This window comes from Streptomyces sp. NPDC047072 (assembly GCF_040643855.1).
Taxonomy (GTDB): Bacteria; Actinomycetota; Actinomycetes; order Streptomycetales; family Streptomycetaceae; genus Streptomyces.
Genome location: NZ_JBEYVC010000056.1, coordinates 13,455 through 27,065, shown reverse-complemented (window position 1 = coordinate 27,065; position 13,611 = coordinate 13,455). Strand labels below are relative to the sequence as shown.

11 protein-coding genes are annotated in these 13,611 nt (G+C 72.7%); 5 read left to right on the top strand and 6 right to left on the bottom strand.

Features of this window, described 5'->3' with window-relative positions; all coding sequences use genetic code 11:
• Nucleotides 1–12 precede the first annotated feature (12 nt).
• Nucleotides 13–441, bottom strand: coding sequence for a MarR family winged helix-turn-helix transcriptional regulator (locus tag ABZ896_RS23665; RefSeq protein WP_360932390.1), 429 nt, complete (start codon nucleotides 439–441; stop codon nucleotides 13–15).
• Nucleotides 442–506: 65 nt separating this feature from the next.
• Between ABZ896_RS23665 and ABZ896_RS23660 the strand changes: the two genes are divergently transcribed.
• A complete protein-coding gene (locus ABZ896_RS23660) occupies nucleotides 507–971 on the top strand; it encodes a PaaI family thioesterase (protein ID WP_360932387.1) in 465 nt (154 codons plus the stop codon).
• A gap of 27 nt (nucleotides 972–998) precedes the next feature.
• Nucleotides 999–2,096 (top strand): chemotaxis protein, encoded by a 1,098-nt coding sequence (locus ABZ896_RS23655; RefSeq protein ID WP_360932385.1) that lies wholly within the window; start codon nucleotides 999–1,001, stop codon nucleotides 2,094–2,096.
• 13 nt (nucleotides 2,097–2,109) lie between these two features.
• Here ABZ896_RS23655 and ABZ896_RS23650 read toward each other — a convergent pair whose 3' ends face one another.
• Nucleotides 2,110–2,550: an SsgA family sporulation/cell division regulator gene (locus ABZ896_RS23650; protein WP_360932382.1), complete on the bottom strand. Its 441-nt coding sequence runs from the start codon at nucleotides 2,548–2,550 to the stop codon at nucleotides 2,110–2,112.
• Between the two features lie 394 nt (nucleotides 2,551–2,944).
• Between ABZ896_RS23650 and ABZ896_RS23645 the strand changes: the two genes are divergently transcribed.
• Nucleotides 2,945–4,375, top strand: a complete 1,431-nt coding sequence (locus tag ABZ896_RS23645; protein WP_360932379.1) for a SpoIIE family protein phosphatase — start codon at nucleotides 2,945–2,947, stop codon at nucleotides 4,373–4,375.
• A gap of 5 nt (nucleotides 4,376–4,380) precedes the next feature.
• On the opposite strand, the gene ABZ896_RS23640 is transcribed toward ABZ896_RS23645, so the two are convergent.
• Nucleotides 4,381–5,874, bottom strand: a complete 1,494-nt coding sequence (locus tag ABZ896_RS23640) for a hypothetical protein (RefSeq protein WP_360932376.1) — start codon at nucleotides 5,872–5,874, stop codon at nucleotides 4,381–4,383.
• 243 nt (nucleotides 5,875–6,117) lie between these two features.
• Between ABZ896_RS23640 and ABZ896_RS23635 the strand changes: the two genes are divergently transcribed.
• Nucleotides 6,118–7,257, top strand: coding sequence for an aminoglycoside phosphotransferase family protein (locus ABZ896_RS23635; RefSeq protein WP_360932372.1), 1,140 nt, complete (start codon nucleotides 6,118–6,120; stop codon nucleotides 7,255–7,257).
• A gap of 258 nt (nucleotides 7,258–7,515) precedes the next feature.
• Nucleotides 7,516–9,423 carry a peptidoglycan recognition family protein gene (locus ABZ896_RS23630; protein WP_360932467.1) on the top strand — a complete coding sequence of 636 codons (1,908 nt, stop codon included), beginning with the start codon at nucleotides 7,516–7,518 and terminating at the stop codon, nucleotides 9,421–9,423.
• A gap of 3 nt (nucleotides 9,424–9,426) precedes the next feature.
• Here the strand turns inward: ABZ896_RS23630 and ABZ896_RS23625 are convergent, their stop codons facing one another.
• The 3 genes from ABZ896_RS23625 to ABZ896_RS23615 all read right to left on the bottom strand — a co-directional run bounded on the left by ABZ896_RS23625 (nucleotide 9,427) and on the right by ABZ896_RS23615 (nucleotide 13,608).
• Complete coding sequence (locus ABZ896_RS23625) at nucleotides 9,427–9,921, bottom strand: hypothetical protein (protein ID WP_360932369.1); 495 nt, start codon at nucleotides 9,919–9,921, stop codon at nucleotides 9,427–9,429.
• Between the two features lie 77 nt (nucleotides 9,922–9,998).
• Nucleotides 9,999–12,908 (bottom strand): AAA family ATPase, encoded by a 2,910-nt coding sequence (locus tag ABZ896_RS23620; protein WP_360932366.1) that lies wholly within the window; start codon nucleotides 12,906–12,908, stop codon nucleotides 9,999–10,001.
• A 118-nt stretch (nucleotides 12,909–13,026) separates the two neighbouring features.
• Nucleotides 13,027–13,608, bottom strand: coding sequence for a hypothetical protein (locus tag ABZ896_RS23615; RefSeq protein ID WP_360932363.1), 582 nt, complete (start codon nucleotides 13,606–13,608; stop codon nucleotides 13,027–13,029).
• Nucleotides 13,609–13,611 lie beyond the last annotated feature (3 nt).

Here is a 13,611-nt window from a genome sequence, read left to right as displayed (position 1 = left end):
CTGTCCGGCCCTCTACGCCTCCCCGTAGGCGAGCCGGCGCAGGGCCGCCGCCGTGCCGGCGAAGCCGTCGTCGCCGAGCAGCGCGCGCAGTTCGGCGTTGAAGCGGTCGATCTCCGGAGCGGCCGCGTCGAGGGCGGCGGTGCCCGCATCGGTCAACTCCAGGACCACGGCCCGGTGTTCGCGCGGATGCGGGCGCCGGGCGAGAAGCCCGGCCGCCGTGAGCCGGCCGACGAGGCCGGTGACGGCGGACTCCCGCAGACCGAGCGTCCCGGCGAGCCCCTGCTGGGTGACGCCCGGCTCGTCCCGGACGGCGAACAGGGCGCCGAGCTGGGCCGTCGTCACGCCGGCCGCGGCCAGACAGCGCCGGTCCGCGGAGGTGCGCAGCCGGTGCGCGGCCCGCTGGAGCAGGAAGTACAGACGCTGGTCGTCGGGCTCGGACATGGGCCGATGTTGACACGCGGGGCCGATCCGCGCCACCCTCACTTCACCAGTGAAGTGAGGTGCCCATGAGTCAGTCCCTGGACTTGGCGCTCGCCCGGAAGGTCCTGGCGGAGCAGCCCTTCAGCAGGCTGGTCGGCGCTCGCCTGACCGCCTTCTCGAAGGGTGCCGCGACCCTCGAACTCGACATCCGCGGCGATCTCCTCCAGCAGCGCGGCACCGTCCACGGCGGTGTCCTCGGGTACGCGGCGGACAACGCGCTCTCCTTCGCCGCGGGCTCGGTGGTGGGCTCCGCGGTGAGCACGGCCGGCTTCACCGTCGACTTCCTGCGCCCGGCCCGGGGTGAGGTGCTGCGCGCCCGCGCCGAGGTCGTCCGGGCGGGCCGTACGCGCGTGGTGTGCCGCTGCGATCTCAGCACGGTCGACGCGGAGGGCACCGAGACCCTGTGCGCGATGGCGCAGGGCTCGATCGCCGTTCTCGGACCGTCGGAGCCGCGAGCCACCGGAACCGATCAACTTGCCCCAAATGCCTGATCGGTGAATCGGTCCTATGGTGCTGTTATGGAGCACGCACTCAGCCCCGCGACCCTCTCCGACCTCCGTCGCCCGCGCGCCTATCCCGCGGTGTCGGTGCTGACGCCGACCCATCGCCGTGAGCCCGAGAACACCCAGGACCCGGTCCGGCTGCGCAATGTGGTGGCCGAGGCCAAGCGGCGGCTGGAGACCGATCCGGCGGTCCCCCGGGAGCGGCGCATCGACGTCTCCCGCCAGCTCGACCAGGCGCTCGCCGAGGTCGATCTCGCGCACGCCGAGGACGGTCTGGTCATCTTCGCGGCTCCGGGTGAGCACCAGGTGTGGTCGCTGGCCCGCGAGGTTCCGGAGCGTGTGGTCCTCTCGGACACCTTCCTGACCCGCAACCTCGTCTCCGCGCAGGCCGCCGAGCGGCCGTACTGGGTGCTGTCGGTCTCCCCCGACCGGATCACGCTGTGGAACGGCGGTCCCGAGCGGGTCGCCGAGCATCGCGCCGGCGGCTTCCCGCTCACCAGGAGCCGGGAGAACTTCGACGCCGAACGCGTGGAGCGGGTGGGTGACTTCCCGAGCACGTTCCGGGACGAGGGCACCCGGCAGTTCCTGCGCGAGGCGGACGGCGCGCTGAGCGCGCTGCTGCGGGAGGATCCGCGGCCGCTGTACGTCACGGGGGAACCGGCGGCGCTGTCCCTGCTGGACGAGGTCGGCGGCGCGACCAAGGACGCGGTGCACGTCCCGCACGGCGGCCTCGCGCACGGCACGCCCGACGCGGTCCGGCACGCGATCGCTCCGCTGGTCGCCGCCGAGGCCCGCAAGAACGCCCACGCGGTGGCCCGGGAACTCGACGCGGCGCGCGGGCGCCACGCGTTCGCGGCCGGCGTCGACGAGATCTGGCGCAGCGCCCGGGAGGGCCGGATCCGTCTGCTGGCCGTCGAGGAGAACTACCGCGCGACCGTGCGCGACGACCACGGCGACCACCTGGTCCCGGCCGCGAGCGGCGACCTCGACGCCCGCGAGGACATCGTGGACGAGATCGTCGAGCAGTGCCTGGAGACCGGCGCGGACGTGAGGTTCGTCCCGGACGGCACGCTGGGCGGAGCCGACGGGATCGCGGGGATCCTGCGGTACTGAGACCCAGGGCCGGTCACTCCGCACCTGCCGGGGGCGACGGCCGGACGGTCCCGAAGAGCTCGCTCAGCCCCTCCTCCACGGCCGCGCCGAGATCCTCCTGCCCCGCGCCGATCACGGCATAGGTGCGCAGCAGGAAGCGGCGCAGGGCCGGCGTGTCGAACTGCAGCAGCGCGAGGCCGTGCGGCGAGTGCAGCTCCACGACCGTGGTGTCCGGGCCGCACGGCCACAGATGCACGTCGCCGCCGCCGGCCGGCCCGCGCAGCCCCTCCTGCAGCAGCGTGCGGGCGAAGGTCCAGCTCACGCCCTCGCCGTCCAGGGAGACCTCGGGCGGGAACGCCAGGGACACCGCCAGCGGGTCCCCGGAGTCGTAGCGCAGGGTCGCGGGGACGGGCAGCTCCTGGCTCTCCGCGGTGATCAGACGGGCCCGGGCGGGCTGCTCGAGACTGATGTCCATGGGCGGTCTCCCCTGCGGGTCGGACGGCGGCGGTCGTGCCGTTGTGTTTGTAGGACCTCGCAGGTGCCGTTTCCTTACGCCGAACCCGGCATGAATTTATGTGACCTGCGTCACTTTCCCCAAAGGGAACACAAGACCCTCGAACACCCGCATGAATATCGGATGGATGGACCCACGCGACCCCACCAAGTCGCGTAGTCCGTCTACGATTTGCTGCACCGAACGACGTACCCGCTCCACCCGTCACCAGCTCGCCGTAAAGACTGTGGCATATGCCAGAAGCACCACCGGATCGTGTGTTGCCGAATCCCTTACAGCGCGTCGCGGCCTGTGCAACAGTCGTAACGGTCCCTCCGTCCGCCTTGGTCGAACCGTCCCCGCATCGGAGTGCGTCATGCCGTCCCACCTCTCCGCGGACCGCCCAGCCGGCCAGCCGCCCGGACGCGGCCCGGTCGACGCCCTGATATCGCAGGCGCGCCGGCTCAAGGGCGACGTGGACGCCGTGCGACGGGACGCGCCCAGCGACGGAGCGGACCCGCAGGGACGCTGGCAGCGCGCGCTCTACGACCTCGCGCTGCACCAACTCACCGACCTGGACGCGCACTTGGCGCAGCTGCGGGACGGTCCGCCGCCCGTGCGGTCGTCCCCCGGGGCGGACCCCGCCGCGCGAACCGCGCCGCCCGCTCCCCGGCGCGGCTCGTTGCTCAGCCGGGTGGGCAGCGCGGAGTGGAACCTCCTGACGGACGAGGCCAGTTGGTCCGGCGAGCTCTACCGCATCCTGGGCCGGGACCGCACCGCTCCCCCGCTCACCCTCGACGAACTCCCCTCCCTCGTCCTCGACGAGGACCGGCCCCGGCTGACCGCGATGGTCACGGACTGCCTCGTCGACGCCCAGCGCATCGACGGCGAGTTCCGTGTCGTGCGCCCGGACGGCGAGGTGCGCACGGTCCACATGATGGGCGAGCCCGTACTCGACACCGACGGCAGCACCGCCTCGATGTGGGCGGTGCTGCGGGACGTCAGCGAACTGCGGCGCAGCGAACGGGCCGTGAGCGAGACCCGTGACTCGTTACACCGTCACCGCCGGCAGGCCCAGTCCGAGCACCGGCTCGCGGTGGAACTGCAGGAAGCCGTGCTGCCGCCGTGGCGCGGCTCCCTGCGCCTGCCGCACCAGGGCGCGGAGACCCTGGACCTCGCCGCCCACTACCTGCCCTCGGCGACCGGCGCCCTGATCGGCGGCGACTGGTACGACGCCCTCGAACTGGCCGACGGAGAAACGCTGTTGAGCGTCGGCGACCTCACCGGCCACGGAGTCGCCGTGACCTCGGGCATGGCGACCCTGCTGGGCGCCGTCCGCGGGATGGCGATGGCGGGCACCCAGCCGGGTCAACTCATGGGCTGGCTCAACCAGTTGCTCGACGCCACCGTCCAGCCCGCACTCGGCAGCGCGGTCTGCTGCCGCTACCGTCCCGAGACCCGCACCCTGCTCTGGGCGCAGGCCGGACACCCCGCCCCACTGCTGTTCCGCGGCGGGACGGGGCGCAGGCTGGACGCACCGGACGGCGTGCTGCTCGGCGCGACCTCCGGAGCCGTCTACGCCCAGGCCGAGGAGACCCTCGAACCGGGCGATCTGCTCCTGCTGCACACGGACGGACTGGTGCCCGGGCACAGCGGAACGGCCGCGGTGGACCGACTCCTCGGCCTCGCCCCCCGTTTCGGCGGGGCGCGCACCGCGCAGGACTGCGTGCGGACGGTCGTGGAGGAGTTCGGCGAGGCCGAGCGCGAGGACGACGCCTGTGTGCTCGTCGCCAAAGTGATGTCATAACAAGCTCACGCCCGTGCGCTGTTGCCGCCCCTTCCCTTGGGCTTCGGCAGGGCCATCCTGATCTCCTCCCGCAGTTCGTTGATCTTCGGATAGCTGGAGTACTCGGCGGTGAGCCGGTACATCTGGCGCAGCCGGTCCCAGGTGCGGCCGGAGGAGTTGGAGCCCATCGCCATCAGGGCCAACCGCGCGTACCGGTCCGCCTGTTCGGGGTCGTCCGCGATGAAGCAGGCGGACGCCATCGACAGATGGTCGAAGATCTTCGAGCGCTCCCGCCCGTCGTTGCGCAGGGACAGGGCCTTCTCCGCGTAGTGCTGGGCGTGGGCGGCCGCACCCGGCTCGAACTCCGCCAGTGTGCGGTAGGCCAGGGCCTGCATGCCGTACAGATCCTCGTCCTTGAAGGTCTGCATCCAGCTCGGCGGCGGTACGTCGCTGCGGTCGGAGACGAAGAGGTCCTCCGCCTGGCCGAGGGTGCGGCGCATCGCCTGGCCCTTGCCCATGGAGGCCTGCGCCCAGGCCTCGATGGTGTGGAACATGGCCCTGGTCCGCGGCAGCACCTGCTCGCCCGACCCCGACTGGGCGAGCTTCATCAGGTCGAGCGCGTCGTCGGGCCGGCCCAGGTGCACCATCTGACGGGCCGCGCGGGACAGGGCCTCGCCGGCCCTCGGCCGGTCGCCGCCCTCTCTCGCCGCGTGCGCGGCGATGACGAAGTACTTCTGGGCCGTGGGTTCGAGGCCGACGTCGTGGGACATCCAGCCCGCGAGGACGGCCAGGTTGGCGGCGACGCCCCACAGGCGCCGCTGGAGATGGTCGGGGTGCCGGTAGGCGAGCATGCCGCCCACTTCGTTGAGCTGTCCCACGACCGCCTTGCGCTGCAGCCCGCCTCCGCGGGCCGCGTCCCAGGCCCGGAACACCTCGACCGAGCGCTCCAGTTCCTCGATCTCCTGCGACCCGATGGGGGCGGCCTCGTAGCGGTCGAACCCAGCGGGGTCGGCGTGCAGGGGATCGTCGAATCGGGGAGCGTCGGCGGTGAGGGCAGGGTCGGTGTGCAGCCAGTCGTGCATGGCACTGGTGAGAGCTGATCCCGCGGCGAGCGCGGCACCCGCGCCCACCAAGCCGCGTCGGTTGAGCATGAGGTCCATTCCCGTGAATTCGGTGAGGACCGCGGCGGTTCGGTCGGGCGCCCACGGCATGCCGTCGGGATGTTCCGCACTCCCGTCGCCCGGCCGTTTCCCCGTACGCCCGTGCCGGACCAGACCGAGATCCTCGATGGTCACGACACGGCCGAGACGCTCGGTGAACAGAGCTGCCAGCACCCGCGGCACCGGATCGCGCGGGATCTCTCCCATGTCGATCCAACGCCGCACTCTCGAGGTGTCGGTCGACAGCTGGGGGTGGCCCATGGCCGCCGCCTGCCGGTTGACCAGCCTCGCGAGCTCGCCCTTGGACCAGCCGGCCAGGCCGAACAGGTCCGAAAGACGGGTGTTGGGTTCTCCGCTCACGTCAAGCCCCCAGGTTCTCGGCTGAGTTGACAGTAGCCCGGTGAAAGATGCCGGGCGACTATTCGCCAGGGTTCGCCAGGGTGCGCCAGATGGTGTGCCACTGGGCATATGCGCTGAGGTAGGAACGCGCCACCCCGACCCGGACCGCACAGGGACATTCCCCAGGGTGCACCCGGTGGTCCGGGTCGGGCAGCGCACTGCTTCTCCAGGCACAGCAGGCACACGAAGGGATCTGTTTCTCCCATGTACGCAGCATCGTCCTCCGTGTCCGCCCCGCCCCGGCCGCTGCGCCCCCGCCCGGCGGGCAGCGGCCCCTACCTCGACCCCGCGCGGCCGACGGCCCCCGTACCGGGTACGGGCAGGGCGCGACGCGTTCCGGGGCTCGGCACCCAACCGCTCAGCGGGAGACTCGACTTGTCCGGCCCCCAGGGCGCCCAGCTGCGCACGGCGATCGCGTCGGTGCACCGGATCTGCCCGGAGTTCGCCCCGGTGCAGGTGCTGCGGCGCAGCGGACGGTCCGTGCTCCTGGTCGGTACGACCGGACGCAGCACGGCCGTCGCCAAGTGTTTACTCGACCACTCCCCGGTATGGGCCGAGCGGATCCGGCACGAGATAGCGGCCTATCGCTCGTTCGTCCGGCACCGTCCCCCGGTGCGCGTCCCCCGGCTGATCGCGGCGGACCCGGACAACTGCACCCTGGTCATCGAGCGGATGCCCGGACGGGTCGCGGCCCTGCACCGGCATCCGGCGGAGGCGCCGCCGCGGGCGGACATCAGGGCGGCACTCGGCGCGGTCTGCCGGCTCAACGCCTGGCGGCCCCCGGCGGGCACCTTCGACGCCCCGCTCGACTACGCGGCCCGGATCTCCCGCTACCACGAGCTGGGGCTCCTCACCGACCGGGACATGGGCGACCTGCAGAAACTGCTCCACGGCATCGCGCACTCCGCGGGCCGGCAGGGCATGGGCCAGTTCTGCCACGGGGACGCACTGCTCTCGAACATCCTCCTCTCACCGGCCGGTCCAGTGCTGGTGGACTGGGAGCACGCGGGCTGGTACCTCCCGGGCTACGACCTGGCGACGCTGTGGGCGGTCCTCGGGGACGCCCCGGTGGCCCGCCGCCAGATCAGCCAGATCGCCCAGTCCGCGGGCCCGGCATCGCGGGACGCCTTCCTGGTGAACCTGATGCTCGTCCTGACCCGCGAGATCCGTACCTACGAGACGGCCGTGCAGCGTTCGATGCACGACACGGCCCCGGCGGCACCGGGAGCGGCCCACCCGGGTGCTGCGCCGTCCGGCGAGGAACAGCGGCTGCTGCTGAGGCGGCTGCACGACGACTGCCAGCTGGCCCGACGGGCCGTGCGCGCGGCGGTCGGCACTCGCTGACGGGGACGGTGGTCCGCGGTGCGCCCGGTGGAGCGGCGCGCCGCGGACCTTCGTATGTGCGGGTCCGCTTCGACCGTATGGATCAATGGAGAAGGGAATTCCCCTGCCCCTGGGCATGATTGACGGATCGTCGGCAAGCCGGTAGCACTGACGCACGCCCGGCCCCGCCCGAATCGTCGCGCTCGATCGTCCCAGGAGGCTGCCTTGCGAAGATCCGCCACCGCCACCGACAGAGCCACCCGCAGACTCGTCGGCACCCTGGCCGGCACCACTCTGCTGCTGCCCCTGCTCGGCGCGGCTCCTTCGGCGGCCGGGGACTCCTCGGCCGGTGACTCCTCGGCCGGCCTCCAGCGGGCCTTCGCCTCGGCGGCCGCCGAGTACCACGTGCCGCAGAGCGTCCTGCTGGCCGTCTCCTATCTCCAGTCCCGCTGGGACACACACGCCGGCGCGCCGAGCGTGACCGGCGGCTACGGCCCGATGCACCTCACCGACGCCCGTACGGCGATCGCCTCGGCGCCGCACCACAGCGAGGGCACGGAGGACGCCCGCGGCGACAGCGCCCGCGCCGCCCTGCACCCGGACGTGCAGCTGCCGGAGACGGAGATCCCGGCCCGGCTGGAGACCCTGCCGAAGGCGGCCGGGCTGACCGGGCTGAGCGCCGAGGAGCTGCGCACCGATCCCGCCGCGAACGTGGCCGGCGGCGCCGCGCTGCTCGCCGCCGCGCAGCAGGACCTGGGCGAGCCGCTCAGCACCGACCCGGCGGACTGGTACGGCGCGGTGGCCCGCTTCTCCGGCGCGGACGACACGGCGACGGCGGCGTCGTACGCGAACGACGTGTTCGAGGTGCTGCGCACCGGCGAGGAGCGCACCACGGACGCCGGCCAGCAGGTCGCGCTGGCCGCCCGGCCGGATCTCGCCCCGGACACCGGGCAGTTGGCGCGGACGGGTCTGCGCACGCTGAACCAGAACGGCACCGAGTGCCCGAGGACGGTGTCCTGCGAGTGGATCCCGGCGCCGTACGAGGAGTTCGGGGACGGCGACTACGGCAACCACGACCTGGGTGACCGGCCGGCCGCCCAGAGCATCAAGTACATCGTCATCCACGACACCGAGGGCGCCTGGGAGGGCGTCCTGCGGCTGGTCCAGGACCCCACCTATGTGTCGTGGAACTACAGTCTGCGCTCCACCGATGGTCACATCGCCCAGCATGTGAAGGCGAAGGACGTGGCCTGGCACGCGGGCAACTGGTACGTCAACGCCAAGTCCGTCGGCCTGGAGCACGAGGGCTTCCTGGCGAACCCGGACGCCTGGTACACGGAGGCGATGTACCGCTCCTCGGCCCGCCTGGTCAGGTACCTGGCGGCGAAGTACGGCATCCCGCTGGACCGGCAGCACATCCTGGGCCACGACAATGTGCCGGGCCCGACGACCTCGACCGTGGCCGGGATGCACACGGACCCCGGTCCGTACTGGGACTGGCGGCACTACTTCGAGCTGCTGGGCCACCCTTTCAAGGCCACCGCGGGCAAGAGGGGCGGCCTGGTGACGATCCGCCCCGACTACGCCACCAACCAGCCCACCTACACGGGCTGCGTCACCAAAGGCGTGCCCTGCGCGTCCCACGGTTCGAGCGAGGTGCGCCTCTACTCCGCCCCCGACGAGACCTCGCCGCTGATCACCGACATCGGTCTGGGCGGCAGGGCCCCCACGACCGACGTCAACGACCTGTCGTCGCGGGTCTCCACCGGCCAGCAGTACGCGGTCGCGGGGCGCGACGGCGACTGGACGGCGATCTGGTACCTGGGCCAGAAGGCCTGGTTCCACAACCCGCGGAGCAACCCCACCGCGGTGAACGCCACGGGCCTGGTGGTCACCCCGAAGGAAGGCCGCACGAGCATCCCGGTCTACGGCCGCGCCTACCCGGAGGCCTCCGCCTACCCGACGGGAGTCCCCGCCCAGACGGTCTCCCCCCTGCCGTACACCCTGCCCGAGGGCCAGAGGTACGTGGTCGGTGACAAGGTGCCCGGTGAGTACTACTACGCGGTCACCTTCGCCACGGACTCCCACCAGGTCGTCCGCGGCAAGGAGCTCTACTACGAGATCCAGTACGGGCACCGCGTGGAGTTCGTACGGGCGGCGGACGTCGACGTCCTGCCCTCCCGGTGAGGCTCAGCCCTGTTGGAACAGCTCCGCCGGCAGCGGTTTCAGCAGGGCGTACAGGTCGTCCGTGATGGGGCGGTCCCAGGCCGCGATGGTGACCAGGACGTTGTCGCTGCGGTCGAACTGGACGCAGGAGATACGGCTCTCGGAGAGCTTGAGCCGCCGGACGATCAGGAGGTTGTCGCCCTGCATCACCGGCATGTCCTCGGTGTCGGTGACGGTGATCTCCTCGTCGTTCTCCAGCGCGATCAGCAGCTGGGCGACCTCGAAGGGCACCTGGCCCTCGGGGACCTCGCGGGCCGGGGAACCCTCCGGCAGATTGCCGATGATCATCGCGGGACCGCGGCCGCCGAAGAGGTCGTAGCGCAGGAAGACGCCCTGGCAGGTGCCGTCGGGGGCGGGCAGGAGCCCGGCGCCGAGGTTGCCGGGCCAGTCGCCCGGGTCCATGGCCAGTACGTCGAAGTCTGGACCGGCGGGGGTTGCGCGGCGGCGGAGGAACGACATGCGCCAATGGTAACGGGGTGCGCAGGTGAGCGGGCGCCTGCGGGTGGTGGGGGTTCCTCGCGCAGTTCCCCGCGCCCCTAGGTGGGTTTCAGGGCTGTTGGCAGGCCTGTGCTGTCCGTTCCCAGTTTGCGGTAGACCGCGGACAGCAGGCGCACGATCGTGGCTTCGTCCAGTCGTAGATCATGAGCGATCTCGCTTTCCGTCCGGCCTTGGATCATCAGCTCGGCCACGGTCCGCTCGCGTGCCGTCAAGGTGTCCGTTTCTGTGCTGTGCAAGCGGCGGGGGCGGAGGCCCGCGGCGGTGATTTCGTCGCGGGCTGTGTTCACCAGGCCGTCCGCACCGCACTGTACGGCCACCTCCAAGCCGCGATACAGGTGTTCGGCCGCCTCCTTGATCGATCCCGTGCGGCGCAGTTCCGTTCCCAGAGACACCAGTGCGCAGGCCAGTTCGTAGGCGGCCGGGGAGCGTTCGAGGTGGGTGACGGACTCCTCCAGGAGTTTCAGACGGGCCGAGCCCGAAGAGACCTCCGCGGCCAACCGCAAAGCCTGGCCCACGGCGGACGGGGCCCCGAACTGGCGGGCGCGGCCTACTGCTTCGAGGGCCGTGGCGACGGCGCGTTCCGGGGCGTCGTGGCTCTCGGCGCGGGCCAGGTGGAGCTGCCAGGGGCACCATGAGGGGTTGCGCATGCCGCGGGGTTCCAGGCGGCGGCCGGCGGCGGCGAGTTCGGCGGCCGCGTCCTTGGTGAGGCCGCGGGCCAGCAGCAGTTCGCCGTGGACGGTCTGGGCGTCCGGGAAGACGACGGCGGCCGGGAAGGGCGCGGAGAAGGAGTAGTGCTCGGCGATCCGCGTGGCCTCGCCGACCCGGCCGCGGGCGAGCAGCACCTCGACGAGGACGCCGACGGCGTACCAGTGGGCGGGGGTGCCGGGTCCGACGCGCTCGGCGAGGCGCAGTCCGGCCCGTACGAAGTCCTCGGCCTCGGCGAGGCGGCCGCGGCGGAAACGGACGTAGGCGAGGAGGGTGTAGGCGAAGGAGAGGTGGGCGCCGCGCCAGCCCTGCCGTTCGAAGTCGGCGATGCCGGTGGCGAAGAGTTCCTCGGTGCGGCCGGGCCGGTCGGCGTACATGAAGGCGAGGGCGACCAGGACGGGCACCTCGAAGCCGCGGTCGGGCTCGGCCCAGCCGAGGCCGCCGGCCAGGGCGCGCTCGGCGTGGTGGAGGGCGATGTGGGCGGGTTCGCCGCGCAGGACGGCGTCCCAGGTGCGCAGGCCGATGATGTACCGCTCGGTGAGGTCGCGGCCGGTGAGACGGTCGGCGAGGCGGGCCATCCGGCGGGAGCGGGAGGGGTGGTCGGGCTCGTCGGCGCGGAAGGCGTCCCACATGAACTGCTCGGCGACCATGCGGAGTTTGACGCGGGCGTCGCCGGTGACCCTGATCTCGCGGGCGAGGGTGTCGGAGGCCTCGGCGAGGCGGTCGCTGTGGGCGAGGACCTGGGAGAGCCGGTAGACGATGCGGTGGCGCAGGTCGGGGGCGGCGATGGGTTCTTCGAGGGCGGCGCGCAGGTGGTTGACCGTGGTCGCCGGTTCGGTGAGCAGGGAGGCGCTGCCCAGTTCGTACAGGACGGTGGCCCGGTCCTCGCAGGGCGGGGGTTCGCGCAGGGCGCGGGCGAGGTAGCTGCGGGCCGCGTCGGGGGCGCCGGAGCGGAGGGTCTCGGCGGCCGCGGCGCGGAGTTGCTGGACGACCCAGGGGTCGCCTTCGGGGTGGGTCTCCAGGAGGTGGCGGGCGGCCGCGGCGGGGCCCTGTCCGCCGTCGACCACGCACCAGGCGGCCTGGCCGTGCAGGGCGACGCGGGTGGCGGGAGGGATGGCCCGGTAGACGCCGGTCGCGATGAGCGGGTGGATGAACTCCAGGGTCTCGACGCCGGTGAGGATGCGGGCGCCGCGCAGGGCGTCGGCCGCGTCGGCGGCCTCCTCCCGGCCGACTCCGGCGACGGCGGCGGCGAGCGGCGGCTGGATCTCGGTGCCGAGGACCGCGCAGGCCCAGGCGAAGCGGACGGCGGAGGCGCCGAGGCGTTCGAGACGGGCGGCCAGGCCGCTGCCCTTGACGGCGGCCGCGAGGTCGCGCAGCAGGTGCGCGGCCTCCTCGGTGGGGGCGACGCCGCGGTCGCGCACCTTGGCGGCGAGTTCGACCGTCTCGAAGGGGTTGCCCGCGGTGACGGCCCAGCACTCACGGCAGAAGGCGTCGTCGGCGTGTCCGCCGAGCGCCTCGCGGACGAGCCGGGCCACGGCGAGGGCGCTGAGCGGCTCCAGGTCGAGCGGGCGCCCGCCGGCCCGGCCGGGCAGTCCCCTGAACGCCTCGGCGTGGTCGGGGAGTTCGTCGGGACGGTAGGCGACCACGACGAGCAGCGGGAGTTGTTCGGCGCGTGGTGCGAACGCGGCGAGCCAGCCCAGGGATTCGGGGTCGGCCCAGTGGGCGTCGTCGAGGACGAGCACCATGGGGGCGCGGAGAACGGCGAGGTGGGTCAGCACCCAGTCGAGGCCGTCGCGCAGGCCCTGCGGGTCGGGCGGCGCTCCGTCGGTCGGGGCGCACAGGCCGAGGGCGGGGCCGACGATGTCGTACCAACTCCCCAGCTGGTCACGGAGATCGACTTCGCCGGCGCCGGCGAACTGCGGCTGGAGGAGCTGTCGGGCGACGTGGAAGGCGACCCGTTGCTCCTGGTCCCCGCCGCGAGCGGCGAGGACGGTGCAGCCGCGGGCGGCGGCACGGCGGCGGACCTCGCCGAGGAGCGTCGTCTTGCCGATACCGGCGCGTCCGGCGACGGCGAGCAGCGCGCCGTGCGGGCGTCCTTGCGCCGTGGAGTCGTACGGCCGCCCCTGGGACTCGGCGCCGTCCACACGCAACCCGGTGAGCTCGGTCAACGCCTCGTCGACGGCGGCGAGTTCACTCTCCCGCTCCAGGAGAGTCTTCTTGCTGCGCGCACTGCGCTGGACCATGGCGCACCCCCCGCCACGGCCGTGCGCCCACGCGGGGAGCGAGCGCGCACCGTGACCTGATGGCACCTCAGCGTACGCTTCCCGCCCGGCCGACGTGGGGTTCTCGGCCCACCCGGTGCTAGGGACCCATGTGGCTCCACAGCACGGCGATGCCGTAGACCAGCGTGCCGGCGAGCACGGCCCTGGCGAGCCGTCCGGTCCTGCGCGGTCGGGCCGCCGCGACGGTGTGCGGGCCGCGCAGGATCGGCACCGCGCAGATCCCGACGTCGATCAGGAGCAGCCCCAGAAGGGTCACCGTCGCCCACCCGGCGACCGCCCGGAAGCCCAGCGTCTCCAGGCCGACGACGGGCAGGTCCCGTACGGCGACGGTCGAGCCGACGCGGGCGTCGGCCTGCATCGCGGCACGGGTGTCGATCAACGTGCCATCGGGCGAGAGGAGTTGGCCGTAGCACTCCGTGGCCCGCTTGCCGCCCTCCCAGACCATCGCGCACGAGTCGACGCGCAACCGCTCGGAGGCGCCGGTCAGCCCGACGGCACCGGTGAACATCAGCCCGCCGTACGCGAGAAGCAGCAAGCCGACCATGCCTCCCAGTACGGCCCCCACTGTCTGCCGGCCCCGTCGCCCGGGCGAGCGCTTCTCCCGGAACGCCCGCAGCCGCTCCGCCTTCTTGAAGCGCCGTCTGGCCGCCTTGGAGGTCACGCC